This is a genomic window from Metapseudomonas cellulosilytica (assembly GCF_049334135.1).
In the GTDB taxonomy this organism is placed as follows: domain Bacteria; phylum Pseudomonadota; class Gammaproteobacteria; order Pseudomonadales; family Pseudomonadaceae; genus Metapseudomonas.
Genome location: NZ_JBHZGN010000006.1, coordinates 84,717 through 109,949 on the forward strand (window position 1 = coordinate 84,717; position 25,233 = coordinate 109,949).

General features: G+C 66.9%; 26 protein-coding genes. 18 read left to right on the forward strand and 8 right to left on the reverse strand.

The genetic code is table 11. The features are described from left to right. The first annotated feature begins 3 nt into the window (after positions 1–3). The 4 genes from ACFW0H_RS09555 (at position 4) to ACFW0H_RS09570 (ending at position 2,718) form a co-directional block, all read left to right on the forward strand. On the forward strand, positions 4–792 hold the full coding sequence (locus ACFW0H_RS09555) for a ParA family protein (protein WP_422913662.1): 789 nt from the start codon (positions 4–6) through the stop codon (positions 790–792). 87 nt (positions 793–879) lie between these two features. Further along, positions 880–1,731 (forward strand): CheW domain-containing protein, encoded by an 852-nt coding sequence (locus ACFW0H_RS09560; RefSeq protein ID WP_422913663.1) that lies wholly within the window; start codon positions 880–882, stop codon positions 1,729–1,731. Between the two features lie 95 nt (positions 1,732–1,826). Beyond that, on the forward strand, positions 1,827–2,306 hold the full coding sequence (locus ACFW0H_RS09565; RefSeq protein ID WP_016493839.1) for a chemotaxis protein CheW: 480 nt from the start codon (positions 1,827–1,829) through the stop codon (positions 2,304–2,306). Between the two features lies 1 nt (position 2,307). Continuing rightward, the gene (locus tag ACFW0H_RS09570; protein WP_422913664.1) at positions 2,308–2,718 is read left to right on the forward strand and encodes a DUF2802 domain-containing protein; all 411 of its coding nucleotides are present in this window, start codon (positions 2,308–2,310) and stop codon (positions 2,716–2,718) included. Between the two features lie 213 nt (positions 2,719–2,931). Here the strand turns inward: ACFW0H_RS09570 and ACFW0H_RS09575 are convergent, their stop codons facing one another. From ACFW0H_RS09575 to ACFW0H_RS09585, 3 genes are all read right to left on the reverse strand, one after another. After that, on the reverse strand, positions 2,932–5,700 hold the full coding sequence (locus tag ACFW0H_RS09575; protein WP_422913665.1) for an HAD family hydrolase: 2,769 nt from the start codon (positions 5,698–5,700) through the stop codon (positions 2,932–2,934). A gap of 32 nt (positions 5,701–5,732) precedes the next feature. After that, the gene (locus ACFW0H_RS09580; protein ID WP_422913666.1) at positions 5,733–6,032 is read right to left on the reverse strand and encodes a hypothetical protein; all 300 of its coding nucleotides are present in this window, start codon (positions 6,030–6,032) and stop codon (positions 5,733–5,735) included. A gap of 71 nt (positions 6,033–6,103) precedes the next feature. Next, on the reverse strand, positions 6,104–8,221 hold the full coding sequence (locus ACFW0H_RS09585; RefSeq protein ID WP_422913667.1) for a zinc metalloprotease: 2,118 nt from the start codon (positions 8,219–8,221) through the stop codon (positions 6,104–6,106). A 357-nt stretch (positions 8,222–8,578) separates the two neighbouring features. Here ACFW0H_RS09585 and ACFW0H_RS09590 point away from each other — a divergent pair, with 357 nt between their 5' ends. Continuing rightward, positions 8,579–9,016 carry a rhodanese-like domain-containing protein gene (locus ACFW0H_RS09590; RefSeq protein WP_422913668.1) on the forward strand — a complete coding sequence of 146 codons (438 nt, stop codon included), beginning with the start codon at positions 8,579–8,581 and terminating at the stop codon, positions 9,014–9,016. On the opposite strand, the gene ACFW0H_RS09595 is transcribed toward ACFW0H_RS09590, so the two are convergent. Together ACFW0H_RS09595 and fliK are read right to left on the reverse strand one after the other, a co-directional pair. Next, complete coding sequence (locus ACFW0H_RS09595; protein ID WP_422913669.1) at positions 8,997–9,329, reverse strand: EscU/YscU/HrcU family type III secretion system export apparatus switch protein; 333 nt, start codon at positions 9,327–9,329, stop codon at positions 8,997–8,999. The two genes, ACFW0H_RS09590 and ACFW0H_RS09595, sit on opposite strands and share 20 nt — an antisense overlap. Before the next feature lie 46 nt (positions 9,330–9,375). Then, on the reverse strand, positions 9,376–10,914 hold the full coding sequence (gene fliK, locus ACFW0H_RS09600; protein WP_422913670.1) for a flagellar hook-length control protein FliK: 1,539 nt from the start codon (positions 10,912–10,914) through the stop codon (positions 9,376–9,378). Positions 10,915–11,065: 151 nt separating this feature from the next. Here fliK and ccmA point away from each other — a divergent pair, with 151 nt between their 5' ends. The 11 genes from ccmA (at position 11,066) to ACFW0H_RS09655 (ending at position 19,731) form a co-directional block, all read left to right on the forward strand. After that, complete coding sequence (gene ccmA / locus ACFW0H_RS09605) at positions 11,066–11,701, forward strand: cytochrome c biogenesis heme-transporting ATPase CcmA (RefSeq protein ID WP_422913671.1); 636 nt, start codon at positions 11,066–11,068, stop codon at positions 11,699–11,701. After that, positions 11,698–12,369 (forward strand): heme exporter protein CcmB, encoded by a 672-nt coding sequence (gene ccmB / locus ACFW0H_RS09610; RefSeq protein ID WP_271408429.1) that lies wholly within the window; start codon positions 11,698–11,700, stop codon positions 12,367–12,369. Before ccmA ends, ccmB begins: the two co-directional genes overlap by 4 nt. A gap of 70 nt (positions 12,370–12,439) precedes the next feature. After that, a complete protein-coding gene (locus tag ACFW0H_RS09615; RefSeq protein WP_422913672.1) occupies positions 12,440–13,192 on the forward strand; it encodes a heme ABC transporter permease in 753 nt (250 codons plus the stop codon). Beyond that, entirely contained in the window at positions 13,192–13,368 is a 177-nt protein-coding gene (ccmD, locus tag ACFW0H_RS09620) for a heme exporter protein CcmD (RefSeq protein WP_077521965.1), read from the forward strand. Before ACFW0H_RS09615 ends, ccmD begins: the two co-directional genes overlap by 1 nt. Continuing rightward, the gene (gene ccmE / locus ACFW0H_RS09625; RefSeq protein WP_422913673.1) at positions 13,365–13,811 is read left to right on the forward strand and encodes a cytochrome c maturation protein CcmE; all 447 of its coding nucleotides are present in this window, start codon (positions 13,365–13,367) and stop codon (positions 13,809–13,811) included. The genes ccmD and ccmE overlap by 4 nt, the downstream gene beginning before the upstream one ends. 4 nt (positions 13,812–13,815) lie before the next feature. After that, complete coding sequence (locus ACFW0H_RS09630; protein WP_422913674.1) at positions 13,816–15,789, forward strand: heme lyase CcmF/NrfE family subunit; 1,974 nt, start codon at positions 13,816–13,818, stop codon at positions 15,787–15,789. Next, the gene (locus ACFW0H_RS09635) at positions 15,786–16,322 is read left to right on the forward strand and encodes a DsbE family thiol:disulfide interchange protein (RefSeq protein WP_422913675.1); all 537 of its coding nucleotides are present in this window, start codon (positions 15,786–15,788) and stop codon (positions 16,320–16,322) included. Before ACFW0H_RS09630 ends, ACFW0H_RS09635 begins: the two co-directional genes overlap by 4 nt. Then, positions 16,319–16,807, forward strand: a complete 489-nt coding sequence (locus ACFW0H_RS09640) for a cytochrome c-type biogenesis protein (RefSeq protein ID WP_422913676.1) — start codon at positions 16,319–16,321, stop codon at positions 16,805–16,807. Before ACFW0H_RS09635 ends, ACFW0H_RS09640 begins: the two co-directional genes overlap by 4 nt. Then, positions 16,804–18,015 carry a c-type cytochrome biogenesis protein CcmI gene (ccmI, locus tag ACFW0H_RS09645; protein ID WP_422913677.1) on the forward strand — a complete coding sequence of 404 codons (1,212 nt, stop codon included), beginning with the start codon at positions 16,804–16,806 and terminating at the stop codon, positions 18,013–18,015. Before ACFW0H_RS09640 ends, ccmI begins: the two co-directional genes overlap by 4 nt. Next, entirely contained in the window at positions 18,012–18,461 is a 450-nt protein-coding gene (locus tag ACFW0H_RS09650; protein WP_422913678.1) for a hypothetical protein, read from the forward strand. Before ccmI ends, ACFW0H_RS09650 begins: the two co-directional genes overlap by 4 nt. Positions 18,462–19,176: 715 nt before the next feature. After that, positions 19,177–19,731 (forward strand): DUF4124 domain-containing protein, encoded by a 555-nt coding sequence (locus ACFW0H_RS09655; RefSeq protein WP_422913679.1) that lies wholly within the window; start codon positions 19,177–19,179, stop codon positions 19,729–19,731. 33 nt (positions 19,732–19,764) lie between these two features. Here the strand turns inward: ACFW0H_RS09655 and ACFW0H_RS09660 are convergent, their stop codons facing one another. Then, complete coding sequence (locus tag ACFW0H_RS09660; protein WP_422913680.1) at positions 19,765–20,415, reverse strand: hypothetical protein; 651 nt, start codon at positions 20,413–20,415, stop codon at positions 19,765–19,767. Between the two features lie 255 nt (positions 20,416–20,670). Next, positions 20,671–21,474 carry a helix-turn-helix transcriptional regulator gene (locus tag ACFW0H_RS09665; RefSeq protein ID WP_422913681.1) on the reverse strand — a complete coding sequence of 268 codons (804 nt, stop codon included), beginning with the start codon at positions 21,472–21,474 and terminating at the stop codon, positions 20,671–20,673. Between the two features lie 201 nt (positions 21,475–21,675). Between ACFW0H_RS09665 and ACFW0H_RS09670 the strand changes: the two genes are divergently transcribed. Beyond that, on the forward strand, positions 21,676–23,031 hold the full coding sequence (locus ACFW0H_RS09670; protein ID WP_422913682.1) for an APC family permease: 1,356 nt from the start codon (positions 21,676–21,678) through the stop codon (positions 23,029–23,031). Positions 23,032–23,046: 15 nt separating this feature from the next. After that, a complete protein-coding gene (locus ACFW0H_RS09675; protein ID WP_422913683.1) occupies positions 23,047–24,147 on the forward strand; it encodes a DmpA family aminopeptidase in 1,101 nt (366 codons plus the stop codon). Between the two features lie 18 nt (positions 24,148–24,165). On the opposite strand, the gene ACFW0H_RS09680 is transcribed toward ACFW0H_RS09675, so the two are convergent. Next, on the reverse strand, positions 24,166–25,170 hold the full coding sequence (locus ACFW0H_RS09680) for a sulfate ABC transporter substrate-binding protein (protein WP_422913684.1): 1,005 nt from the start codon (positions 25,168–25,170) through the stop codon (positions 24,166–24,168). Between the last annotated feature and the right edge of the window lie 63 nt (positions 25,171–25,233).

Here is a 25,233-nt window from a genome sequence, read left to right on the forward strand (position 1 = left end):
AAGATGAGAGTCTGGGCAGTAGCCAACCAAAAAGGTGGAGTCGGCAAGACCACCACATCCATCGCCCTGGCCGGCCTGCTGGCCGAAGCCGGCAAGCGCGTGGTGGTGGTGGACCTCGATCCCCATGGGTCGATGACCAGCTATTTCGGGCACGATCCGGACAGCCTGGAGCACAGTTGCTTCGACCTGTTCCTCAACCAGGGCGGCGTGCCCGACGGCCTGCCGCGCGAGTTGCTGCTGCCGACCAGCCATGAACGCATTGCGCTGCTGCCGTCCAGCACCGCGTTGGCCACCCTTGAGCGCCAGTCTCCGGGCCAGAACGGCCTGGGCCTGGTGATCGCCAAGAGCCTGGCGCAGCTCTGGCAGCAGTTCGACCACGCGATCATCGACAGCCCGCCGTTGCTCGGTGTGCTGATGGTCAACGCCCTGGCCGCCAGCCAGCAGCTGGTGGTCCCGGTGCAGACGGAGTTCCTCGCGGTGAAGGGCCTGGAGCGCATGGTCAGCACCCTCGGCATGGTCAACCGCTCGCGCAAGCAGGCCTTGCCCTACACCATAGTGCCGACCCTGTTCGACCGGCGGACCCAGGCCTCGCTCAACACCCTCAAGGTGCTGCGCAACAACTACCCGGAAAACCTCTGGCCGGCCTATATCCCGGTGGATACCCGCCTGCGGGATGCCAGCCGCGCCGGTGTCACGCCTTCCCAGTACGATGCCAACAGCCGCGGCGTGATCGCCTACCGGGCCCTGCTCAAGCATTTGCTCAGCCAGCAGCTGGCTGCCCAGGTGGCCTGAGATGCGCAGCGATGCCGACCGCCGGAGCTCAAGTGAAGGGCGTCGCCTGCCGATAGGCTCTGAAGATCAATCCGCCGGATTCCCATCATGAGTCGTCCCGTCGCTACCGCCACCCGCCCGCAACTGGCGCTGCAGTCCTACCTGGATGCGCTGCTGCACGAGGCCTCGGTCGAGCTGGCCGAAAGCATCAGCCGGGAAGAGTTCGAAGCCGCGGTGCTGGAAGAGCAGGTCCGCGATGCGCGCATGACCCGCGTCCTGGCCGAGGCGCCCCTGGTGGCCCCGCAGCCGGTGGACCCCGAGCCCGCTGCCGTGGTGGAGGTGGAGCCGCTGCTGGTGCTGGAGCCCGAATGCCCGGTGCCGGCCTCGCAGCCGATGGAGCAGGAGCCCGTCGCGATCCGTGTCGAGCCCCTGGTGGAACTCAGCGCCCCGAGCGCGCCGCAGTCCGACATTCCGGCGCTGATCGCCGGTGGTCGTCCGGCCTGGGGCGAGGAGCCCTTCGAGTGCCTGCTGTTCGATGTCGCCGGCCTGACCCTGGCGGTTCCGCTGGTGTCCCTGGGCTCCATCTACCCGCTGGCGGGGCAGGAGTTGACGCCATTGTTCGGGCAACCGGACTGGTTCCTCGGCATACTGCCGTGCCAGGCCGGCAACCTGAAGGTGCTGGATACCGCGCGCTGGGTGATGCCCGAGCGCTACCGCGACGATTTCCGCGAGGGCCTGCAGTACGTGATTTCGGTGCAGGGCTACGAATGGGGGCTGGCGGTGCACCAGGTCAGCCGCTCCATCCGCCTGGACCCGAACGAGATCAAATGGCGCAGCCAGCGTAGCCAAAGGCCCTGGTTGGCCGGTACCGTGATCGAGCACATGTGCGCCTTGCTGGACGTCACGGCCCTGGCCGAGCTGATCGCCAGTGGTGCCGTGAGGAGCATGTCGCTGAATTGAGGTTGTGGTCCCGTCAGGTGCGGGATCGGAAGGACACAACAGCGGGCTGACCCGCGCATGCCACCCCCGGGGTGGCTCAAGAGAGGCTAGGGAACATGAAGAAATCGTCCGCTCAAGGTGCCGAAGATCCCATCCTGCAATGGGTGACCTTCCGCCTGGACAACGAGACCTACGGCATCAACGTGATGCAGGTGCAGGAAGTCCTGCGCTACACCGAGATCGCGCCGGTGCCGGGGGCGCCGAGCTACGTGCTGGGCATCATCAACCTGCGCGGCAACGTGGTGACCGTGATCGACACGCGCCAGCGCTTCGGCCTCGGCCCGGCGCCGGTGACCGACAACACCCGCATCGTGATCATCGAGGCGGACAAGCAGGTGGTGGGCATTCTGGTCGACAGCGTGGCCGAGGTGGTTTACCTGCGCCAGTCGGAGATCGAGACCGCGCCCAACGTCGGTAACGATGAGTCCGCCAAGTTCATCCAGGGCGTCTGCAACAAGAATGGCGAACTGCTGATCCTCGTCGAACTGGACAAGATGATGAGCGAGGAAGAGTGGTCGGAGCTGGAGAGCATCTGAGTTGATCTGGATCGCACTGCTCGCGGCGGCCCTCGCCCTGGCCTGCACGGTGCTGGGCGTGGTCTGCCACCGCCTGGCGCAGCGCCTGCGCCAGGAAGTGGCGGCCCAGGCCGAGCGCGACGCGGTGCGCGACCAGAAACTCAAGGACCTGGGACGTCGCCTGGAGACCTACCTGGAAGGCAGCGTGCGCGTTGGCGAGGAACTCCACGAACTGCGCCGCGTTGTGGCGCCCCTGCCGGACAAGCTCAACCAGATCGAGCAGCGCGACCCCAGCAGCCTGTCCTTCTCCCAGGCTGCGCGCCTGGTGGGCCTGGGCGCCAGCGTCGACGACCTGACCCAGTCTTGCGGCCTGACCAAGGCCGAAGCCGAGCTGGTGAGCAAGCTGCACCAGGCGCGAAAGGACCGCGGCTGAGCCAGGAAGCTTGTGGGAGCGATTTCAATCGCGAATGAATTCGCTCCCACAAGGCGCTGCCGTGTCAGCCGTGTAGGGTGGATAGCGCTTTTCTATCCACCAGCGAGGTCACGCAAGGCACCGATGGTGGAAATCCCCAAAGGGATTTCCACCCTACGCGTTGATTGACATGGGATCTCCCACAACACCAACAGCGATGCCTGGCCTCGCCTCCTAACTCACCCGCACCTCCAGCGCCACGCCGCCCACTATCCTGCCGTTCTCCCGCTGCACCAGGTCGAGGGTGAAGCGTGTGCCGCGCCTGGCGTTCGCCGGCACCTTGACCCGCAGGCCGACCCGTAGCGCTTCGGCCGGCCGCAGCAATACCGGCAGCCGTGCGCGCTGGCCACCGCCGAAGGCGAGTTCCAGCGCGCCGGCGAAGGCTTGCGCCAAGCGTTCCGGCACATGGCTGGTGAGCAGCGCTGGCCCGGTATCTTGCGCATCCAGGTGTCTATCGCAGGAGCAGTCCAACCGATCGGGGGTCCCGCGCAACGGAGCTGTTGGTAGCACCAGGGCATTTGCCCGCAACCGGGGCGGTAGCGCACGTTTCTCCAGCAGCAGGCTCGCCGCGACTTCCTCCAGTCCCGTCGGCCGCACCAGCTCGAGCTCCACGGTGCGCGACAGCCGCGGACGCAGGTTGATCGCCAGCAACGGCAGCACTATCCAGGCATTGGGCGCCAGGTCGACTACGGTCAGGTTCTTCTGCGCCAGGTTGTTCTGTTCCCAGACGTGGCGCCCGGCCTGCGGGCGGTCGAAGCGGGTGAACAGGCTGGCCAGCAGGCAAGGATGGCTGCCGGTAGGTGGTATCGCCGAACGCGGCAAACGTGCCTTGAGGATGCGGCTTTCGCCGGGGCCGAGGTCGAAGGCGGCGGCTGCCGTCACCGCCGGCAGGAAGTCGGCGGGGTAGACGAACTGGCTGCCGGCGTACTGCTTGATGTTGAAGCTCACCACCAGGTGGCGTGCCGTTGCCGTGGCGCTGCGGTTGCGCACCCGCGCATGGATCCAGTTGTCCTGGCCGTATTCCGGGTTCTGGTGTTCCAGGCCATCGTCGTCCTGGTTGCGGATCCACAGATCGGGCGAGTCCCAGAAACGCCCGGACCAGGCGTTGGCGCCGGGGTCGCCCGTGTCGTCGCGCAGCCAGAGGTCGGGCGTTGGCGAAGGGTCGGCGAAGCCATAGACGAATCGATGGAAGGCGTCCACGCAGTCAGGTTGGCCGGTGCGCGCCAGGAGGTGGCACTCGATGTCCTCGCTGCGCACCGGGCGTGGGTGGCGGGCCTGGTAGAAAGCGCGCATCTGCTCGCGCAGGGTCGCGGCGCCCATCAGCGCGGCCAGGCCTTTCCAGACCCGTTCGCCGGCGCTGTAGGCGTCGATGTGGGTAATGCGTACCCAGGGATTGCGCGGACAGAGCGCCAGGGCGGGGGCGGCGAAATTGAAGGGCAGCACGCCGGCCGCGCCGTTGTCGTTGTAGACGGTCCAGGCCTCGTCGAACCAGGCGTCGGGTTGGCTCGCCGGTTTCAGGCCGCGTGCCCACCAGCTGTGGAAGGCCTCGTGGCGCAGAGGGCCGGTGGCGCTGGTGGTGCCGCCGTCATACTCCATGCCGCCCTGGTGGATGAAGGCGGTGAAGCGTCCGTCATGGACGTAGCGTCCCGAACTGGTCTCGTTGTTCGCCAGGAAACCGGCGATGGCGCTGGCCTGGGCAGCTATATCCACAGCGCTGCTGGTGAGCTTCCAGGCCGTCACCGTGACATTGCTTCCTGAGACCGGGAGCAGGGCGTTGGCCGTGGCACTCTGCAGGCTGTCCGTCGGGCGCAGTTCCAGCAGCGGTGAGAAGGCCGTGCTGCGCGATGGAAAAGCGATGCTCCAGTGATTGCTGCCCAGCGAGCCGACCACGCCGTTGCTGATGGGGGTGTGGGGGATGGCGGTGTTCAGCAGTTGCAGGTCCAGGTTCAGTTCGAACTGGTCGTAGACCAAGTTGGCCGGCACGAATGCCTCCAGGTAACGCCCGGCGCCGAGGTCGGTGAAACCGAAGTTGAACACCAGGCGCGGCCCTGCGCTCCAGGTGATCTGCGGCTGGTAGGAGCCGGCTGTCGAAGCTTGCGGCAGGCCGACTGCGTAAGTCAGGCGCAGGTTGTGATTGCTGCCGGCCTCCAGCACACGGGCGAGCACCCGCAGGTTGGAGTGGGGGCCGCCGCCGAAGTCGTGGGCGGCCACCTCGGTGAGCGAAATGGGGGCGCCATCCAGCCAGGCGCCCGTGGGTGTCTGGCGCAGGTCGAAGATGGGGCATCCGGCGTTGGCGCCCAGGCGAAACTCCAGGGTTGCATCGCCGCTGGCCTGCTGGGTCGCGGCGTCAAAGCGCAGGGCCGCGCTGATTTGCGCGATGTCCACCGGAACCGCCCAGAGGCCGTCCACCAGGCGTGGTGGTGGCGCCAGGTCGAGGTTGCCGCCGGCGCTGTCGGCCAGTGTCGGCAGTCGGTCGAGCAGTGCCCAGAGGCTGGCGACGCACTCGCCGTCGCCGGGCACGCAGGCGCCGCCATTGCGCCTGCGGATCGCGCGCCAGCCGAAGCCGCGCGCGGCGAGCACGTCCGCCGCTGTTTCGCTGACGAAGATCGCCCCCGGGCTGGCCGCATCATGCCCGGCCTTGACCAGGGCCAGGTCGAAGATCGGCTGCGCCGGTTTGCCGACATTGCCCGGGATCTCCGTGGACAGGGTGATCAGCTCGGACTCTATGTAGCGGGCCAGGCGCAGTTGCTCGAGCTGGGCCTGGATGGCGGCGACGCCGGTTCCGGCCGGCTGGTTGCTCAGCAGGCCCAGGCGATAGCCGCGGGCCTTGAGGATCTGCAGGCAGTCGAGGGTGTCGGCGTAGCGCTGGCGCACGCCGCCGACGGTGGTGACCAGGGTGTCGCCCAGGTCAAAGAAGACCGTGGTGGGGTAGGGGCCTGGCATATCGCCCTCCTGGCAACGGTTCAGGCCGGGGCTCAGGGGTCGCGCAGGTAGGCGACCTGGCAGCCCGAGGCATCGGTGATGGTGAGGATGTCGACGTCCAGCCGGTAGGCGTAGGTGACCACGGCATCGTTGGCAGTGGCGAGCGCGAGTTGACCGGGTGCCCGCAGCGCCCAGGTGCCGCCATCCCACCAGGTGAAGCTGCCAGGTGGGTCGCCCAGGCCGAAGTACAGTCCATTGACTTCGAAGCAGAGGTGCGCGGCATATCCGTTCGCGCACGCCTTCTCCGTGATCCTTCGCCACTTGCCCACCAATTGCGGATCCAGTTCCGCCATCTTCGAGTCTCCTCCCGGATCGATCGAGGCGATACGCCGGCGGGGCCGACGCATCGCCTTCGGTCAGTGGGTCATTTGGCGCGAACCAGGTTGGCCGACTTGGCCTTGCCCTTGAGCGCCTTCGCCAGGTCCTTGGAGGCGGCGCCGCCCGCGTCGTCGATCAGCGCAGTGAGTTTGCTGCGTTCCGCGTCGCTCATTACGGCGTCGTGTTCGAGCAGGGCTGCTGCGGCCTTGACGTCGGGTCTGCGCTTGATGAAACGGCGCGCCAGGCGCTTGGCCGCGATGGCGGCGAAGTGCGGCCGCAGCACGGCCGAGTCGAGGGCCGCTTCCAGTGCATCCAGGCCTTCGCTCAGGTGATCGCCGCCAAGGGCCAGCACCAGGTGCAGGTCGGGGGTGACGAGCACCTTGTGCGCCGCCTCGGCATGCCGCGCGTCCACCGCGGCGGTGACCATCACGGTGGCGCTGCCGGCGGCGCGGGCGACCATGCCGTCGATTTCCCAGTGCACCTCGACCCTGACGTCGTGGATGCCGGGCACCCCGAACAGCGCACCTTCGGCACCCCGCAGCAGGGTCATGGAGTCTTCCAGGCGCTCGCCGGGCTGCAGGACCCGGAGCGGGCGGTCCTCGATGCAGTGCACCAGGGTGCGGAAGCTGCGCACGCTGCCGGCCGGGTCGGTGACGCTGCCGCTGACGAAGTCGCTCTTCAGGCTCAGGGTCGCCGGCACCCGCACCGGCTGGTCACCCTGGTTGACCAGGGCCACGCCGACGCGCACAGGCGCTCCCAGTGGCACTTCGCCGAGCAGTGGCGCGATCTCCACCGCCAGGCCGAAGACTTCGGCTTCGAGATCGGTCGGGGTGATCGCCGGGGTGCTGGTGGACGCACCGCCGAAGGCCACCGAGCCGGGACGCACGAAGGGGTCGGGGTAGTGGCGCAGTTGCTTGAGGTTGTCCGGGTGGAAGGACCACTGGATGTTGCTGGGGAAGGGCGTGGCAGGTGTGCCGGCGGCGGCGATCACATCGCTGGTGCACATGAAACCGTGGTCGGCGAAGTTGTGATAGAGCCCCAGGGCGTGCCCCAGTTCATGCACCGCGGTGCGGAAGTAAGGAGCGGCCGCCGTGCCGAAGCGCTGGCCGCTGACGGTGCCCCAGCCCGGGTCGATGATCCAGTGGGAGGCGATGCCGAGGCCTTCGCGGGGCACGTTGTTGGAGTCGGTGCCGCCGGCGTCGTACATGATCCCGCGCGGCGTGGAGTCGATGTTCTTCACCGCGAGGATGTGGTAGCGCCACTCGCTGTCGAGGTTCACCACCGCGCGGCGGGCCAGCATCGCGGCGTGCATCTCGGCGTCGGACCACGAGTTGCCGGTGGGTTCGACGACGTTGGTGTCGCTGAGGTTCACCGTGGTCTGGAAGCCGATGGCGTCCATCACCGTGGCCCAGGTGTGGCCGGCGCCGCTGTTGGTGGGCTGCTCGGAGCCGGCCACCGTGTCGATCTCGATGCTGCAGCGGCGGAAGTAGCTGGACAACCAGCCCATGGTCAGGCGTCCGACCACGGTGTTGGCGGCGTTCTTCACATCGCCCTCGGCGTAGTCCGACGGCGAGGGATAGCCGGCTGGTGCCGTCATCCGCGTCATCTGCGCGGTAAGGGTGGATTCCAGGGCCCAGCTGTTTGGCGCGGTGAAGCGGTAGAGCTGGAAGGTCAGGCCGAAGCTGTTGCCGAGGTAGAAGTACTCCGGCAATGCGGTGACGCGGAGGTAGTAGCGGTAACGCGAGCGCGCCAGGATCGGGATGCCTGAGGCCGGGTTGGGGCCGGCGAGCAGGATCGGCTTGAGCGGCAGGTCCTGGTTGATGCCCGGCTGGTTATTCAGGACCGGGAAGGGCGAGGGGATGGGAATCGGCAGGAAGATCACCGGCCGCTGATAGAGGTCGCCGCTGGCGGTGCGCCCTTCGCTGTGGCTCTCCACCCGCAGGGTCCCGTCGTAGGACACCAGGGGCGCGCCGCTGGGCTTGTAGTTCAGCAGCCAGCAACCGGCGCGCACGCTGCGGATCGGCGGCAGGATGATGCGCCCGGGGCTGGCCAGCGGCAGGTTGGGGTTGAGGGCGGTGGGGGTGGCTGCCGGACCGTCTTCCTGGGTGGGGAGGATCAGGTCGGGCATGGGGGGGACGCTGAACGTTTCTGGCAGGTTGGACACGTTGAACACTCCTATTCAACAGGGGGCGTACCTTGCCCGTGAAATCCAACGCCTGCGCGGGCTACTGCACTGATCCGGTACGGCGCCCCTGGTCTTGTTTCCTTCACTGAGGTCAGGTCATGCACGGCGACAATCGCATGACGTCAAAAGTATGGCCCTGCGCCGGCGTGTGTAAAACGCCGCTCATCGTCTGGAGGCCGCTTGGCACGCGGGTTCCAGCATTTTTCGGGGGCATTTGCGAGGGCTTAGAGCGGCGCGTTCTTAGCCTGCTTTCGGGCGTCGCCAAGAGTTCCAACTCGCCGCATCCCGCCTGGCCTAAGCTGAAATTCCGGGGCTTCTCTCCGGGGAGGTCCGGCCATGCGTCTACTTCCAATTCTGCTCTTCTGCCTGGTGCCACTGCTGCAGGCCCAGGAAGCCCCCATGGAAGTAGAGGGCGCAATGACGGTGAACGTGCTGCAGGCGCGGTATCTGTACGAGCGCGGCGCGGTCTTCATCGATATACGGCCCACCCGCGAGTGGGCGTGGGGCCATATCCACGGCGCCCTGCACCTCGACCTGCTGGGCCGCTTCAATGACCTGTCCCAGCCGCACTGGCCGCGCCAGGTGCCACTGGTGATCTACTGCGACAGCGAAGTCTGCCCCCATGGCGCGGAGGCTGTGCGGCTGGCGGTGAGCTGGGGCTACCGGCAGGTGTTCTATTTCCGCGAGGGCTACTTCGCCTGGCAGCTGCAGGACTTCCCCCAGGGCAAGGGCCTGCACGGCGAGCGCCTGGTATTCAATCGTCCGGCCCGCTGAGTCGCGCCAGCGGCAAGGTGGCATCGCCCTCGGTATCGGTGGCGAAGCCGGCCGGGCATTTGCCCTTGAGATACCAGGCGAAGGCGATGATCTCGGCGATGGTGCGGTAGAGCGTCTCGGGGATGGCGTCGCCCAGTTCCAGCCGCGCCAGCAGGCGTACCAGGTCGGCGTTTTCGTAGATCGGCACTTCGCATTCGCGAGCAATGGCGAGGATGGCTTCGGCCAACTCGGCGTCGCCCTTGGCGGTCAGGTTGGGGGCGCTGACGCCGTCGTAGGAGAGGGCGATGGCCTGGCGGGGTTGCTTGTCGCTCATTCCGGCTTCCCTGCAAATGTGCAGCCGACAAAGCTGAACGTTGGAATCATGCGGTCTCGTCCACCCAGCGTTGTTCCAGTGTCGTGCGTTGCCCCTGGGGCGGTCGGCCCTGGCGGCAGGCCAGTTCACCGACGTTGAGGCCGGCAGCCTGCAGGCGGTCGCGCAGGTACGGCAGTTCACGTTCGATCAGTCCGGCGGTGTCGGCGCGCTCGGTCCACAGTTGGCCAGACAGGCTGCCCTGCGTCAGTTGCGCCTGGACCTGCAGCGGCCCGAGGGGGGCCAGGTCGAAGGCCAGTTCGACGCGCCAGAGGCTCTCCTTGCGCTCGTGCTTTTCCTGGCGGCCGTCCTGTTCCTGCTGCAGCTTGATCTGCAGCGGGACGATGTCCTGCTGGTTGCGCATGGGCACTTCCAGCTGCCAGGTGGTCAGGAGATTACCCTCGGGCGTCACCTGGGTCTGGGCGAGGCTGGCGAGCTGATGGGTCTGCAGCCGCGAGACGGCGGCGGCGGCCAGCTTGAGCAGGGCTTCCAGGTCGCCTTCCTCCGCCGCCGCCTGGGCCAGGCGCGAGGGCAGCGGGAAGCTCAGCGCCTGCTGGCGGGCATTGGCCTGGCCAAGGGCGCCCAGGGCATTGCGAATGAAGGCCGGCAGGGCCTGGGCCACGGCAGTGCTGGTGCCGGCGCCCGGCAAGCTGGCCGGGGTTGGCAGGGCCGGCAGCAGCTGGGCCACCAGGCGCAGCAGGTTGGCCTTGAAATCCTGGGGCAGGGCGCCGGCCTGGCCGGCCAGCAGGCGCGACTCCAGCAGGGCGCCGCTGTTCTCCAGGGCCTGCGCCAGGACCTTGGGGTCACCGAGCTGGCGGATGTCGGGCAGCGCGCCCAGCAGCTTGTCCACGGCGACCCGCAGGCTTTCCGGCAGGTTTTCCCGGTTCGTCGCCTGGAGCGCGCCGAGCAGGCCGTCCAGGGAACCTTGGCGGCGCTGCTGGCCGGCAAGCTGCAGGTTGAGTTCGAGCTGGTCGAGTTGCGTGGCCAGGGGCAGGAACTGCAGCATCCGGCTGCCCTGGACCTGGGCGCTGAGCAGGCTGCCGACCACCGGCGGCCGCGGGCTTTCGAGGCTCAGCTGGCGGCCGGCGAGCGGCGTATTGAGCAACTTGACCAGCACCTGGTAGACCGCCGCCCTGGCCTTGCCCTGGGCAGCCCGCTCGCTGGCCACCACCTTGCCCTGGACCAGGGTGCCCAGCGGCAGCAACTCCAGGTCGAGGCTGCCGAGGGCCGCTTCGGCTGATTTGAGGACCATGGCCAGGCGGGTGTCCGAGAGCGCGGTGACGTTCACCTGGCTGCCCTGGGCCAGCGGCTGCGGGCTGACGGCTTCCAGCGTGGCCTGGCTGCCATTGGCCAGGGTGAGTTTCAGCAGGACCTGAAAGCTCTGGGCGGTTTCCTTGACGGCGACGACTTCGGCCTCGGCGCTTTCCCCTGCGGCCAGCAGGCCGTCGAGCGGCTGCAGCAGCTTGAGCGCCAGGTCGGCGGCGTTCTGCGCAGGAAGGGCGAGCGGCTGGCTGGGCGGGAGAGGGCGAGTACCGCTGATTTCGGTCATCAAGGGGTTACAACCTGTCGAAAAAGCTCGCTTCGGGGGCCGGGGTTGGCATGTATAATGCCGCCCCGTCCGGGCCGGCCACGAGCCTTGGCGCTCACCAGTATAGCGGCCGGCACCTCCCTGACTTGAACGCTTCCCGGGTATCCATGCCGTGACCAGTCCCTATCTCGAGACCGTGGCCCTCGCCTGCGAGCGGGACTGGCGTCTGCTGTTCGACCGGCTGGACCTGCAACTGGCCCGGGGCGAGATGCTCCAGGTCGCCGGCCCCAACGGCAGCGGCAAGACCAGCCTGCTGCGCCTGCTCTGCGGCCTGATGCAACCCACCGCCGGGGACGTGCGCCTGAATGGCAAACCGCTGGCCAGCCAACGCAGCGAGCTGGCACGCAACCTGCTGTGGATCGGCCATGCCGCCGGCATCAAGGGCCTGCTGACCGCCGAAGAAAACCTGCGCTGGCTTTGTGCCTTGCATCAGCCGGCCGAGCGCGAGGCCATCTGGAAGGCCCTGGACGCGGTGGGCCTGCGCGGTTTCGAAGACGTGCCCTGCCATACCCTGTCGGCCGGCCAGCAACGCCGCGTCGCCCTGGCACGCCTGTACCTGGACGCGCCGCCCCTGTGGATCCTCGACGAACCCTTCACCGCCCTCGACAAGCAGGGCGTGGCGCAACTCGAGGCGCACCTGGCGCGGCACTGCGAACAGGGCGGCCTGGTGGTCTTCACCACCCACCACAGCATGGGCCTGGTGCCTGCCGGCTATCGCGAACTCGACCTGGGGCAGCGCCAAGCATGAGCAATGTCTTTACCCTGCTGGTAGCCCGCGAAGCACGGTTGCTGGTGCGCCGTCCGGCGGAATTGGCCAACCCCCTGGTGTTCTTCGCCATAGTGGTCGCATTGTTTCCGCTGGCCGTGGGCCCCGAGAGCCAATTGTTGCAAAGCCTTTCTCCCGGCCTGGTCTGGGTCGCGGCCCTGTTGGCCGTGCTGCTCTCGCTGGACGGGCTTTTCCGCAGTGATTTCGAGGATGGTTCGCTGGAGCAGTGGGTCGTTTCGCCGCACCCCCTGCCGCTTCTGGTTCTGGCCAAGGTGCTGGCACACTGGCTTTTTTCCGGATTGGCCCTGGTGCTGCTGGCGCCGCTGCTGGCGCTGATGCTCGGCCTGCCGGCCCGCTGCCTGCCGGTGCTGCTGCTCTCGCTGCTGCTCGGCACCCCGGTGCTGAGCCTGCTGGGTGCGGTGGGCGCCGCGCTGACCGTGGGTCTCAAGCGCGGCGGCCTGCTCCTGGCGCTGCTGATCCTGCCGCTGTACATCCCGGTGCTGATCCTCGGCAGCGGGGCGTTGCAGGCGGCCCTGCAAGGACTGCCGGCTGTCGGCCACCTGTTGTGGCTGGCCAGCCTCACCGCCCTGGCGGTGACCCTGACACCCTTTGCCATTGCCGCCGGCCTGACCATCAGCGTCGGTGAATAAGAAATAGAGTTGCCCTGATGAGAAAACTGCCGATGTCCGAACAGGCTGCAGCAACGAGCAGGTGGTCCCGATGAGCTGGGCGTGGTTCCACAAACTCGGCTCGCCCAAGTGGTTTTATGAGATCAGCGGTCGCTGGCTGCCCTGGTTCGCCTGGGGCGCGGTGATCCTGATCGGCGTCGGCCTGGTCTGGGGCCTGGCCTTCGCGCCGCCGGACTACCAGCAGGGCAACAGCTTCCGCATCATCTATATCCACGTGCCGGCGGCCTTCCTCGCCCAGTCCTGCTACATCATGCTGGCGGTCTGCGGTGTGGTCGGGCTGGTCTGGAAGATGAAACTGGCCGACGTCGCCATGCAGGCCGCCGCCCCCATCGGCGCGTGGATGACCTTCATCGCGCTGCTCACCGGCGCCATCTGGGGCAAGCCCACCTGGGGCGCCTGGTGGGTGTGGGATGCGCGACTTACGTCGATGCTCATCCTCCTTTTCCTGTACTTCGGTGTGATTGCCCTCGGCCAGGCGATCAGCAATCGTGACAGCGCCGCCAAGGCCTGCGCGGTGCTGGCCATCGTCGGGGTAATCAACATCCCGATCATCAAGTACTCGGTGGAGTGGTGGAACACCCTGCACCAGCCGGCCACCTTCAAGATCACCGAGAGACCGGCCATGCCGCCGGAAATGTGGCTACCGCTGCTGATCATGGTGCTCGGTTTCTATTGCTTCTTCGGCGCCGTGGTGCTGATGCGCATGCGCCTGGAAGTGCTCAAGCGCGAGTCCCGCGCCAGCTGGGCCAAGACCGAGATTCAGGCACAAGTGGGTAAGGGCTGATGAGTTTTTCTTCCTTCACCGAATTTCTCGCCATGGGTGACCATGGTCTTTATGTCTGGACCGCCTATGGCATCAGCCTGGTGGTACTGGCCATCAACGTCGCCATGCCGCTGATCGCGCGGCGGCGTTACCTGCAAGACGAGGCGCGCCGTCTGCGCCGGGAGGAGTCGAAGTGAATCCTGTACGCAAGAAGCGCCTGATCATCATCATCGCCATCCTGGCGGGGGTGGGGATCGCCGTGGCGCTGGCGCTGTCTGCGCTGCAACAGAACATCAACCTGTTCTACACCCCCACCCAGATCGCCAATGGCGAGGCGCCGCAGGACACCCGCATCCGCGCAGGCGGCATGGTGGAGAAGGGCTCGGTGCAACGTTCGGGTGATTCCCTGGATGTGCAGTTCGTGGTCACCGACTTCGCCAAGAGCGTGACCATCCGTTACCACGGCATCCTCCCCGACCTGTTCCGCGAGGGGCAGGGCATCGTCGCCCTCGGCAAGCTGAATGCCGACGGTGTGCTGGTGGCCGACGAAGTGCTGGCCAAGCACGACGAGAACTACATGCCGCCGGAAGTGACCAAGGCCCTCAAGGACAGCGGCCAGCTCCCCAAGAAAGAGGGTTGAATCGATGATTCCCGAACTCGGCCACCTGGCCCTGATTCTTGCCCTGTGCATGGCCGTGGTGCAGGCGAGCCTGCCGCTGATCGGCGCCTGGCGCGGTGATCGCCAGTGGATGAGCCTGGCCCAGCCGGCCGCCTGGGGGCAGTTCGCCTTCCTGGCCTTCGCCTTTGGCTGCCTCACCTACGCGTTCATGACGGATGACTTCTCCGTCGCCTATGTCGCCAGCAACTCCAACAGCGCGCTGCCCTGGTACTACAAGTTCAGCGCCGTATGGGGCGCCCACGAAGGCTCGCTGCTGCTCTGGGCGCTGATCCTCGGCAGCTGGACCTTCGCTGTATCGATCTTTTCCCGGCAGCTCCCGGAAGTGATGCTGGCCCGCGTGCTGGCGGTGATGGGGATGATCAGCATCGGCTTCCTGCTGTTCCTGATCATCACCTCCAACCCCTTCAATCGCGTGCTGCCGAACATGCCGGCCGACGGCAACGACCTCAACCCGCTGCTGCAGGACTTCGGCCTGATCGTCCACCCGCCGATGCTCTACATGGGCTACGTGGGCTTCTCGGTGGCCTTCGCCTTCGCCATCGCCGCGCTGCTCGGCGGCCGCCTGGACGCCGCCTGGGCGCGCTGGTCGCGGCCCTGGACCATCATCGCCTGGGCCTTCCTCAGCGTCGGTATCGTGCTCGGCTCATGGTGGGCCTACTACGAGCTGGGCTGGGGCGGCTGGTGGTTCTGGGACCCGGTGGAAAACGCCTCGTTCATGCCCTGGCTGGTGGGCACCGCGCTGATCCACTCCCTGGCGGTGACCGAGAAGCGCGGCGTGTTCAAGAGCTGGACCGTGCTGCTGGCCATCGCGGCCTTCTCCCTGAGCCTGCTGGGCACCTTCCTGGTGCGCTCCGGCGTGCTGACCTCGGTCCATGCCTTCGCCTCCGACCCGGAGCGCGGCGTGTTCATCCTCGCCTTCCTGCTGGTGGTGGTGGGCGGCTCGCTGACCCTGTTCGCCGTGCGCGCGCCGGTGGTCAAGAGCCAGGTGGGCTTCGCCCTCTGGTCGCGCGAGACCCTGCTGCTGGCGAACAACCTGGTGCTGGTGGTGGCGGCGTCCATGATCCTGCTCGGCACCCTCTACCCGCTGGTGCTCGACGCCCTCTCCGGCGCCAAGCTGTCGGTGGGCCCGCCGTACTTCAATGCCCTGTTCCTGCCGCTGATGGCCGTGCTCATGCTGGCGCTCGCCGTCGGCGTGCTGGTGCGCTGGAAGGACACCCCGCTGAAGTGGCTGCTGGGCATGCTCGGCCCGGTGCTGATCGGCGGCCTGCTGTTCGGTGTCCTGGCTGCCTTCCTTTATGGCGACTTCCACTGGGCCGTGCTGGCCGTGGGTTTCCTCTCCGCCTGGGTGGTGCTGGCCGGTCTGCGTGATCTGCTCGACAAGACCCGCCACAAGGGCCTGCTCAAGGGCGCCGCGGGCCTGACCCGCAGCTACTGGGGCATGCAGCTGGCCCACGCCGGTATCGCCGTCTGCGCCCTGGGCGTGGTGCTTTCCAGCCAGTACAGCGCCGAACGCGACCTGCGCCTTGCGCCGGGCGAGTCGGTGGAACTCGGGGGTTACCGCTTCCTCTTCGAAGGCGCGGCGCACCATGAGGGGCCGAACTTCACCTCCGACAAGGGCACCGTGGTCATTTTCGAAGGCGATCGGCAGATCACCGTGCTGCACCCGGAGAAGCGCCTCTACACCGTGCAGCAATCCATGATGACCGAGGCCGGCATCGACGCGGGCTTTACCCGCGACCTCTACGTCGCCCTCGGCGAGCCCCTGGGCGACGGTGCCTGGGCGGTGCGTGTGCATGTCAAACCCTTCGTCCGCTGGATCTGGCTGGGCGGCCTGCTGATGGGCCTCGGCGGCCTGCTGGCGGCCTTCGACCGCCGCTACCGGGTGAAAGTGAAGACCCGCGTCCGTGAGGCGCTGGGCATGGCTGGAGCCCAAGCATGAAGCGTCTGATCCTCGTACTGCCCCTGCTGGGCTTCCTGGCCATCGCGGTATTTCTCTATCGCGGCCTGTTCCTCGATCCGGCCGAGCTGCCCTCGGCCCTGATCGGCAAGCCGTTCCCGGCCTTTGCCCTGCCCAATGTCAGCGGCGAGCGTACCCTCACCGAGGCCGACCTCAAGGGCAAGCCGGCACTGGTCAACGTCTGGGGCACCTGGTGCGTGTCCTGCCGCGTGGAGCACCCGGTGCTGAACAAGCTGGCGCAGATGGGCGTGACCATCCATGGCGTCAACTACAAGGATGACAACGCCGCCGCGCTGAAATGGCTGAATGAATTCCACAACCCCTACCAACTGGACATCCGCGACGAGCAGGGCACCCTTGGCGTCGACCTGGGCGTCTATGGGGCGCCGGAGACCTTCCTGATCGACAAGGACGGCATCATCCGCCACAAGTTCGTCGGCGTGATCGACGAGACCGTCTGGCGTGAGCAGCTGGCGCCGCTGTATCAGGCTCTGCTGGACGGGGAGGGCAAATGAAGCGCCTCCTTGCCGCCGCCGCCCTGGGCCTGGCCCTGACCGGCATCGCCCGCGCCGCCATCGACACCTACGAGTTCAAGGACGAGGCCGAGCGCGAGCGCTTCCGCACCCTCACCGAAGAGCTGCGCTGCCCCAAGTGCCAGAACCAGAACATCGCCGACTCCAACGCGCCCATCGCCACTGACCTGCGCCGGGAAATCCACCGCATGCTGGAAGAGGGCAAGAGCAACCAGGAGATCGTCGACTTCCTGGTGGCCCGTTATGGCGACTTCGTGCGCTACAAGCCACCGGTGAACGCTCGCACCCTGCTGCTCTGGTACGGTCCTGCCGGCCTGCTGGTGGGTGGCCTGGTGGTGCTGGGCATCATCGTCGTGCGCCGTCGCCGGGTGGAGAACAGGCTCGGCCAGGTATTGCTTTCCGCTGATGAGCAGGCGCGCCTCGATGCGCTGCTGAACTCCGAGAACCAGGACAAGAAAGACCCATGATCGATTTCTGGCTCGCCGCCGGCCTGCTCCTGCTGGTCGCCCTGGCCTTCCTGCTGATTCCCGTGCTGCGCGGCCGCAAGGCCCAGACCGAGGAAGACCGCACGTCCCTCAACGTCGCCCTTTACCAGGAACGCCTGGACGAGCTGGAATCCCAGCGCGCTGCCGGCACCCTGACTGCCGAACACTACGAGGACGGCCGCGCCGAGGCCGCCCGTGAACTGCTGGCCGATACCGAGGGCGCCGACAACGGCCGCTCCTCCCGTCTGGGCAAGGCGCTGCCGCTGCTGGCGGCGATCCTGGTCCCGGCGCTCGGCTTCGGCCTCTATCTGCACTGGGGCGCCAGCGACAAGGTGGAACTGGCCCGCGAGCTGCGCGAACAACCGCGCAGCATCGAAGAGATGACCTCGCGTCTGGAACGGGTGGTCGAAGCCCAGCCGGAATCCGCCGAGGGCTGGTACTTCCTTGGCCGCACCTACATGGCCCAGGATCGTCCGGCCGATGCCGCGCGCGCCTACGAGCAGGCGGTCAAGCGTGGCGGTCGCCAGCCCGAACTGCTCGGCCAGTGGGCCCAGGCGCTGTATTTCGCCAGCCAGAAGAAGCTGACCCCCGAGGTCAAGGCCCTGACCGAGGAAGCGCTGAAGGCTGATCCCAACGAGATCACCAGCCTTGGGCTGCTGGGTATCGCCGGCTTCGAAGAGGGTCGCTTCCAGGACGCCATCACCTACTGGGAACGCCTGATCACCCAGTTGCCGGCCGACGATCCGTCCCGTGGCGCGCTGCAGGGCGGCATCGACAAGGCTCGCGAGAGGCTCAAGGCAAGCGGCGTGGTCGTCGAACAGCCGGCTTCGGCACCGGCACCGGCCGGCGCCGAGCTCAAGGTTCGCGTCGACCTGGCCGCGGCGCTGAAGGACAAGGTACAGCCCGGCGACAGCGTGTTCATCTTCGCCCGCGCCACCTCCGGCCCGCCCATGCCGCTGGCGGTCAAGCGCATGACCGTGGCCGACCTGCCGGTGGAAGTCAGCCTGAGCGATGCGGATGCCATGATGCCGCAGCTCAAGCTGTCCAACTTCCCCCAGGTGCAACTGGTCGCGCGGATTTCCCGCAGTGGCAATGCGACCGCGGGTGAATGGATCGGAAGCAGTTCGCCGCTGTCTACTGGTACGTCGGATACCCAACGACTGACCATCGACAGCCCGGACAAGAAATGACCACCCAGAGCCTACTTCCGGCAGCGCCGAGCACCCGCTTCGGCCTGCCCCTGATCTGCCTCCTCCTGACCCTGGCCGGTTGCGCCGGCCAAGGCCCCTACCACGAACCCGACGAGCCCGAGTGGGAACCTTCCCGCAAGCCGCCAGCGGTTCAGACGCCCCCTCCGCAGCAGCCGCGCGTCACACAGCCGACCCAGCCGCAGCCGCCCAAGCAGGCCCCGCGCATGAAGGCGCACCCGCGCTTCGCGCCGCCGCCGGGGGGCAATTGCTACTGGGATACCGGCCTGGGTGTCTACGTGCTGGAAGGCCAGCAGAATGTCTTCTACCGCGAGCGGGTCTATTACCGCTGGGATAACGGCTGGAGCTATTCCAACGGGCCGCAGGGTCCCTGGCTGCCCACCGATGCCAGCGGCGTTCCGGCGGGACTGGGGCGGCGCTTTCACTGAGTCGCCTTTGACGGGCGGGCCTGCGGCCCGCTTGGCAGTGCGTCCAGTGCTGCTGGATCGTTCTGAGCCAAGCTGATTATCGAGTGGGCGTCGAGTTCCTGTTTCGCCTCCCGGCGAGTCACTTCTTTCAAACGTCGGGATGCCGCACCACAAAGAAGTAACCAAGAACGCTTGCCCCTGCATCCGGGTTTGGCTTCGCCAAACTCCCCTCGCTCCATCGTTGCGCCGGGGGCGCGGCGTGAGGGGCCATCCATGGCCCCGCACGCCTCTCGCGGCATCCATGCCGCTCGTCCCCCTGCGCAACGATTCCGCTCGGCCTCCTGACGGGGCGCAGTCCCCGCCCCACCTTTTCTGCAAACTGGCAGGCAGCGAGTTGGCATCAGGAATGATTGATCGCATCCGGCGCGAGTCACCCCTCTCCCTCCGGGGTGAAGAGGCACGTTTCGGAAGCACCGCTTCCGGTGCCGATGAACGCCTGAGCGCGAAGCGATCGGGCCGGGGCGCAGGGCGGGGGCCGGGGCGGGCCGCGGTCGGATGAGGGAGGTTCCAGGCAGGCACGGAAACCTGAAAGGCCCCGCTTCTATTCGGTTCTGCAACAGCTAACGCAGGTATAGCCAACGAATTCGCCCCCGCAGGCAAAGCAAGGCATGCCCCTGTTGCACCGCTGAAACAGCTTGGGTACTGTGCTGGCATTCCGCTATCTCGGAGGCCATGGATGCTACACCGTATCGCGCTCGCCACCCTTGCCGTATTGCTGGCCCAGCCCCTTGCCGCCCAGGTCTACCAGTGGCGCGATGCCGACGGGAAGTTGCATTTCACCGATACACCGCCGCCCCAGAGCCGCTCGGTGGAAACCCAGCACCTGCAGGTCAATGCCATGGATGGGGGGCAGGCGCAGCCGGCCGCGCCGGGCCCGGTTGCCGAGACGAAAGTCGCGCAGCGCTCGCCCGATCCTGGCCAGTTGCATGAGAAGGGCAGGCAACAGTGCTCCACGGCCATCGCCCGGATGCCCACGCTGATCAACGAGACGCAGAAGCTCGGCCGCGATGCGCTGCGCAAGCAGAAGATCACCCAGAATCAGCTGGACCAGGCCATGTACAAGATGGACGACTTCTACAAGGGTCTGAAGCGCAATGAGCGCGAGTGCATCAGTGACTACGTGAGCAACGACAGGAGCCGTACTTCCATCGACTGTCTGGCCGATACCCCCGATGTGGTGAGTTTCGGCCAGTGCATGGAATTCGCCGACTGGGTAGAGACGTTCCGCTAGGTGGACCGGGCGCGGCGGCGCCCGGAGCGGGGATCACTGGCGGTCGGGGAGGGTAGCGGGAGACGCTTCCGCCCTGTTGCGTCTGCTTGCCATGGTCACCAGCAGGCGCATGGCGCCGTAGCCGGCGACGATCAGCAGCGGGTACGCCATCATCAGTTCGACCAGGCTGTACTTCCACGCCAGCGGCCGCCCAACCCCCAACAGTGCGGCGTAGAACCAGGACACCGCCGAAACGGTGCCGGCGAACAGCGTCAGGGCGCGCATGCCGGGTTCGAGGCCGAGCAGGCTCCCGGCGCGGGCCAGGGCAGGCATCACCGCGCGGTGCAGCAGCATGCCGTTCAGCGTCAGCAGGGAAACGATCAGAACCTTGGCCTGCAGCTTGGGATTGAGCAGGTAGGCCAAGCCCTTGACGGACATGTCCAGCAGGATGATGGCGGCACCGGTCAGCCAGAGCACCAGCAGGGCCCGCGAGATGGTGCGTTGCAGGGATTCGAGGTGGGCACTTCCACAGTGGGCGGAGTCGTCGCCGCGCAGCAGCTGCCGGGCCATGGCGAGGTCGCTGGTGAGGACCAGGCCGACCGCAACGCAGCAGGCGATCAAGTGCATGTACAGGATTGCGAGGCGCACCAGTTCGAAATTGGCTTCCTGCTGCAGCAGCGCGGTCACCAGATGAAAGAATTCCATGCTCTGTCTCTTGTTCTATGCAATCGCCATCCCCATTCGCGCCCGGATGGACGCGAGCTGCAGCGGTTCGGCCGGCCCATGGCGAGAGACTGACCGAGACTTATTCCCGTGCGGCCGGCGATGTTATTTGTAAATAATTATTAATGTCAAAAGAAGAAATGGTGACGCCGTTCCGGTTTGTGCATGTTCGGATGAGCGGTCGTCAGGACTGGGAAAAAGGGGGGAGAGGGGGCCGACGGCCCCGGTCTTCCGGGGTCAGGGGTTTTCCGGGTCGTGCCCCAGGGCCTGGATGAACAGCGAGAACAGCTCCGGCTGGGACGAGATATCCAGCTTGGCGTAGAGGTGCCGGCGATGCACCTTGACCGTTTCCGGCGAAATGGCCAGGCGCTCGGCCATGGCCTTGGAGGAGTAACCCCGCAATATCAGCCGGGCAATCTCCAGTTCCCTTTCCGACAATACCCCCGCGCCGAACTGGCTCAGGGCGTCGCGCACCTGCGAGGCCACTTCATCGTGACGCGGCGCTGCGGGCGCACGATTGCGTTGCTGCCAGTGCTGCTGCATCAGCGCCAGCACCCAGCCGCTCACCAGCCCCAGCGTTCCGCACTCTTCGGCGCTGAACCGCCGGCGCATACCCAGGGACAGCGACAGGCTGCCCTGGCCCGGTAGCTGTGCGATGAACTGCACCTCGTCTTCCAGCACATTGTCGTGGAAGTAGCTGAGGTAGTACTCGCTCTGGCGGAACTGGTCCGGGGCGATCTCTTCCAGACGGTAGAAGCCGCTTGCCAGGCCCTCGCGGCAGGCCTGGTAGAAGGGATCGAGCAGGTAGAGGCCGTCCAGGTAGCTGGCCATGGCGGCGCCGCCGGCCTGGGGCTCGGCGTCGTATTCCTCCAGGGGTTGGGGCGCACCGTCGGCCGGGTAGAAGGTGGCCAGGGCATTGTCGAAGGGCAGCCACTGGTGCAGCAGCAGGATCAGTTGCTTCCAGAAGCGGTCGCCGCCGATCTGCTCGATGGTGCGGCCCAGGCTGGCGTGCAGGCCGACTTCCCTGAACAGGCTGTCCATCCGGTTCTCCGATTGCGTGGGGGCGGGGGGCAAGCTTGGCCGATGCGGGCCCGGCCCCTCAAGAGGCGTACTCCAATAGGGTGATTGGCGCACCGGATGGCCCCGCCCAGAATCCGCCCCACAACAACGCCTTCTCCCGCCATCGCGGCGGGGCCCGCTTCGTTTCTGCCTCAATCCAATAACAAGCAAGAGGATCAGGATATGAGCTCTTCCACGGGTTCGCTGAAACCCACCCTGGGCACCGCCGATGTGGTCGCCATCACCGTGTCGTCGGTCACGCCGGCCAGTTCCGTCTTCGTCATCGCCCCCTTCGCCATCCAGCAGGCCGGTAGCGGCGCCTTCCTGGCGTTCCTGCTGGCCGCGGTACTGGCGCTGATGTTCGCCTGGTGCTACTCGGAGCTGGGCCGTGCCCACTGCTCCGCCGGGGGCGAGTACGTCTACTCCAAGCGGGTATTCGGCGGCATGGCCGGTTACGCCACCTTCCTCATGGTGCTGGCGATGCTGCTGTTCATTCCGCCGGTGCTGGCCACCGGCGCGGCGACCTACCTGAATGTCGCCCTGGGCACCAACTTCGATTCCCAGGTCGTGGCGCTGGTGGTGGTCGCCGCCAGCTATGCGCTGGGCATTCTCAATATCAAGCTCAACGCCTGGGTAACCGGTATCTGCCTGTTGCTGGAAGTGGCCGCCCTGCTGGTGATAGTGGTGCTCGGCTTCGGCAATGCCAACCAGCCGGCCAGCGTGCTGCTGCAACCGCAGATCGTCGACAACGGCGTGCTGGGTGCGGCGCCCCTGGCGCTGGTGTTCGCGGCCGTGGGTACCGCACTGTTTTCCTACAACGGCTTCGGCGGCGCGGTGCTGATGGCCGAGGACATGAAGTGCGGTGGCCGGCATGTGCACAAGGCAGTGCTCTGGTCGCTGCTGCTGGTGGTGGTAATCGAACTGGTGCCGCTGACCGCCATCCTGATCGGTGCGCCGTCGCTCGCCGAGCTGATCGCCAGCCCGGACCCCATCGGCTATCTGCTGTCCAACCTGGGCAACGAAACCCTCTCGCGGCTGGTGGCGGCCGGCATCTTCCTCTCGGTGTTCAACGCCATCATCGCCATCGTGATCCAGATCGGCCGGGTGATCTTCAGCAGCGGCCGCGACGAGCTGTGGATGCCCGCCCTGAACCGCGCCTTCACCCGTATCCATCCACGCTGGGAGTCGCCCTGGCTGGCCACCCTGTTCCTGGCGATCCCTTCGGCGCTGCTCAGCTTCAGCTCCAACCTGGCGGAAATGACCTCCTTCACCGTGCTGCTGATCGTCCTGGTCTACCTGATCGTCGCCCTCTGCGCGCTGTTCAGCCGGGTGCTGCGGCGCGATGTCGAGCACAGCTACCGCATGCCGCTCTGGCCCCTGCCGGCGCTGGCGGCAACGATCGGGGCGGGGTATCTGCTGCTCAACCTGGCGCTGGAAGCCTCCGCCCAGGACCTCTTGATCATCTGCGGGCTGCTGGCGCTGTCGGTCATCCTCTACGGTACCTACGGCAAGCTCAGCCCGGCTTTCCAGAAACTCTGAGACACAGGAGTCGTCATGCGCGCGCGTCAACTTGGAATCAACATCGGACTCGGCACGCCGGGTGAATTCAACGCCATCACGGATGTCCCGGGGGTACGGGTCGGCCACAGCACCCTCTGCACGGAGCACGACGGCAAGCCGGTGCGCACCGGCGTGACCCTGGTGCAGCCCCGCGCCGGCTCGGCGCGGGAGAAACCCTGCTTCGCCGGTTGCCATGTGCTCAATGGCAACGGCGACGCCACCGGCCTGGAATGGATACGCGAGGCGGGCCTGCTGACCACGCCACTGGCCATCACCAACACCCACAGCGTTGGGGTGGTGCGCGACGCCCTGGTGGCCGCGGAGCGGGAACAGGCAGGGGACACTGTCTACTGGTGCATGCCGGTGGTGATGGAAACCTACGATGGCCTGCTCAACGATATCTGGGGCCAGCATGTCGGTCCGGCCCAGGTGGCCGAAGCCCTGGCCGATGCGCACGGCGGTGCGGTGGCAGAGGGGCCGGTGGGCGGCGGTACGGGGATGATCTGCCACGAGTTCAAGGGCGGCATCGGCACCGCCTCCCGGCGCCTGGCGGCGGAGCAGGGCGGCTGGACGGTGGGCGCGCTGGTGCAGGCCAACCACGGCATGCGCCGCGAGCTGCGGGTGGACGGTTACCCGGTGGGGCGGTTGCTGGGGGAGATCGAGTCGCCCTTCGCCGAGCGCGACACGCCGGGCATGGGCTCGATCGTGGTGATCCTGGCCACGGACGCGCCCCTGCTGCCGCACCAGTGCCAACGCCTGGCCCAGCGCGCCTCCATCGGTATCGCCCGCACCGGCGGCGGCACCGAGGACGCCAGCGGCGACATTTTCGTCGCCTTCGCCACCGGCAACCACGACCTGCCGACGGCGGACTACGGGCGCAAGGACCTGCCATTCAGCACGCCGCTGCAGATGGTCAACAACGACCACATCTCGCCGCTGTTCCTGGCGGCCGCTGAAGTGGTGGAGGAGGCCATCATCAATGCGCTGCTGGCCGGGCAGGAGATGCGCTGCGCGGATGGCCGGCGGGTGCCGGCACTGGAGGGAGAGGTGTTGCTGGAGGCCCTGAAGGCCCAGGGATGGAAACCTGCCCGCTGACGCGGGCAGGTCCGGGTTTTACTGACCGCTGTAGATCTGGTCGAAGACGCCACCGTCGTTGAAGTGGGTCTTCTGCACCTCACGCCAGTCGCCGAAGGTTTTCTCCACGGAGAGGAACTCCACCTTGGGGAAGCGATCGGCGAACTTGGCGAGGATCTCCGGGTTGCGCGGACGCAGGTAGTTGTTGGCGGCGATGGTCTGGCCTTCGTCGCTCCACAGGTACTTGAGGTAGGCCTCGGCGGCGGCGCGGGTGCCTTTCTTGTCCACTACCTTGTCGACCACGGCCACCGGCGGTTCGGCCTCGGCGGAAACGCTGGGGTAGACCACTTCGAAGCCGCCGCGGCCGAACTCGCGGGCGATCATCTCGGCTTCGTTCTCGAAGGTCACCAGCACGTCGCCGATCTGGTTCTGGATGAAGGTGGTGGTGGCGGCGCGGCCACCGGTGTCCAGTACCGGCGCCTGTTTGAACAGCTTGCCGACGAATTCCTTGGCCTTGTTCTCGTCACCGCCGTTCTTCAGCACGTAGCCCCAGGCGGAGAGGTAGGTGTAGCGGCCATTGCCGGACGTCTTGGGGTTGGGCACCACTACCTGCACACCGTCCTTGAGCAGGTCGGGCCAATCCTTCAGGCCCTTGGGGTTGCCCTTGCGCACGATGAACACGGTGGCCGAGGTGAAGGGCGCGCTGTTGTTCGGCAGGCGACTGGCCCAGTTCTGCGGCACCAGGCCGCCGTTGTCGGCGAGGGCGTTGATGTCGGTCGCCTGGTTCATGGTGATGACGTCGGCCGGCAGGCCGTCGATCACGGCGCGAGCCTGCTTGCTGGAGCCGCCGTGGGACATCTGCAGGGTGATGTTCTCGCCCTTTTCCGCTTGCCAGTGCTTCTGGAAGGCAGCGTTGTAATCCTTGTAGAAGTCGCGCATCACGTCGTAGGAAACGTTGAGCAGGGTCGGCGCGGCCTGGACGGTGCTGGCCAGGGCCAGGGCCAGGCCGGCGGCAAGGAGGGAGGCGGAGAACAGTCGTTTCACGTGGCGTTCCTTCTGGGCAGTGTGAGCGCCCGACTATAGCGGAATGACATATGTCTTTTTAAT

Coding starts and splice junctions, on each gene's coding strand:
- ACFW0H_RS09555 (WP_422913662.1), top strand. CDS start 4: ATGAGAGTCTGGGCAGTAGCCAACCAAAAAGGTGGAGTCGGCAAGACC.
- ACFW0H_RS09560 (WP_422913663.1), top strand. CDS start 880: ATGAGTCGTCCCGTCGCTACCGCCACCCGCCCGCAACTGGCGCTGCAG.
- ACFW0H_RS09565 (WP_016493839.1), top strand. CDS start 1,827: ATGAAGAAATCGTCCGCTCAAGGTGCCGAAGATCCCATCCTGCAATGG.
- ACFW0H_RS09575 (WP_422913665.1), bottom strand. CDS start 5,700: ATGCCAGGCCCCTACCCCACCACGGTCTTCTTTGACCTGGGCGACACC.
- ACFW0H_RS09580 (WP_422913666.1), bottom strand. CDS start 6,032: ATGGCGGAACTGGATCCGCAATTGGTGGGCAAGTGGCGAAGGATCACG.
- ACFW0H_RS09590 (WP_422913668.1), top strand. CDS start 8,579: ATGCGTCTACTTCCAATTCTGCTCTTCTGCCTGGTGCCACTGCTGCAG.
- ACFW0H_RS09595 (WP_422913669.1), bottom strand. CDS start 9,329: ATGAGCGACAAGCAACCCCGCCAGGCCATCGCCCTCTCCTACGACGGC.
- fliK (WP_422913670.1), bottom strand. CDS start 10,914: ATGACCGAAATCAGCGGTACTCGCCCTCTCCCGCCCAGCCAGCCGCTC.
- ccmB (WP_271408429.1), top strand. CDS start 11,698: ATGAGCAATGTCTTTACCCTGCTGGTAGCCCGCGAAGCACGGTTGCTG.
- ACFW0H_RS09615 (WP_422913672.1), top strand. CDS start 12,440: ATGAGCTGGGCGTGGTTCCACAAACTCGGCTCGCCCAAGTGGTTTTAT.
- ccmD (WP_077521965.1), top strand. CDS start 13,192: ATGAGTTTTTCTTCCTTCACCGAATTTCTCGCCATGGGTGACCATGGT.
- ACFW0H_RS09630 (WP_422913674.1), top strand. CDS start 13,816: ATGATTCCCGAACTCGGCCACCTGGCCCTGATTCTTGCCCTGTGCATG.
- ACFW0H_RS09635 (WP_422913675.1), top strand. CDS start 15,786: ATGAAGCGTCTGATCCTCGTACTGCCCCTGCTGGGCTTCCTGGCCATC.
- ACFW0H_RS09640 (WP_422913676.1), top strand. CDS start 16,319: ATGAAGCGCCTCCTTGCCGCCGCCGCCCTGGGCCTGGCCCTGACCGGC.
- ccmI (WP_422913677.1), top strand. CDS start 16,804: ATGATCGATTTCTGGCTCGCCGCCGGCCTGCTCCTGCTGGTCGCCCTG.
- ACFW0H_RS09650 (WP_422913678.1), top strand. CDS start 18,012: ATGACCACCCAGAGCCTACTTCCGGCAGCGCCGAGCACCCGCTTCGGC.
- ACFW0H_RS09655 (WP_422913679.1), top strand. CDS start 19,177: ATGCTACACCGTATCGCGCTCGCCACCCTTGCCGTATTGCTGGCCCAG.
- ACFW0H_RS09660 (WP_422913680.1), bottom strand. CDS start 20,415: ATGGAATTCTTTCATCTGGTGACCGCGCTGCTGCAGCAGGAAGCCAAT.
- ACFW0H_RS09665 (WP_422913681.1), bottom strand. CDS start 21,474: ATGGACAGCCTGTTCAGGGAAGTCGGCCTGCACGCCAGCCTGGGCCGC.
- ACFW0H_RS09670 (WP_422913682.1), top strand. CDS start 21,676: ATGAGCTCTTCCACGGGTTCGCTGAAACCCACCCTGGGCACCGCCGAT.
- ACFW0H_RS09675 (WP_422913683.1), top strand. CDS start 23,047: ATGCGCGCGCGTCAACTTGGAATCAACATCGGACTCGGCACGCCGGGT.